Source organism: Dyella jejuensis (assembly GCF_044904675.1).
Classification (GTDB): Bacteria; Pseudomonadota; Gammaproteobacteria; order Xanthomonadales; family Rhodanobacteraceae; genus Dyella_B; species Dyella_B jejuensis.
Genome location: NZ_JADIKJ010000088.1, coordinates 1 through 489 on the forward strand (window position 1 = coordinate 1; position 489 = coordinate 489).

A 489-nucleotide genomic window follows, 5' to 3' on the forward strand; every position below is an offset into this window, starting at 1 on the left:
CAATGGGGCCATACGCAGGCCGGTCGCCACCGCTGGCAGGGCTTGTCGCTGTATGCGTTGGACGGCGTGGTCTGGCGGACTCCCGACACGCTGGACAATCGCCGGCACTTTGGCAGTCAGCATAACCATCCCGGGCATCAGAGTCCGTTTCCGCTGGTGCGCATGGCGTGCCTGCTGGATGCCCGCTCGCGCCTGCTGGTCGATGCTCGCCTGGACACCTACGCCACCAGTGAATACACCTTGGCCGCGCAGCTATGGCCCCAACTGCCGCCGGACTCGTTGGTGATGGTGGACAAGGGGTTCTACTCAGCCGGCCTGCTCTGGCCGTTGCAACAACAAGGACGACATTGGCTGATCCCGGCCCGTGCCGGCCTGAAGGGCGAGGTCATCGCTACGCATGGTCCCGGCGATGTGTGCTTACGCATGAACGTCTCGCCGCAAGCGCGCAAGAAAGACCCCTGCCTGCCGCTCACCTGGGAGGTGCGCGCC

General features: G+C 65.4%; 1 protein-coding gene. It reads left to right on the forward strand.

What is annotated here, in order from left to right; translation table 11 throughout:
- Positions 1-489, forward strand: a 489-nt coding sequence (locus ISP15_RS18425) for a transposase (RefSeq protein ID WP_404549467.1), incomplete at both ends; no start/stop codon positions are given.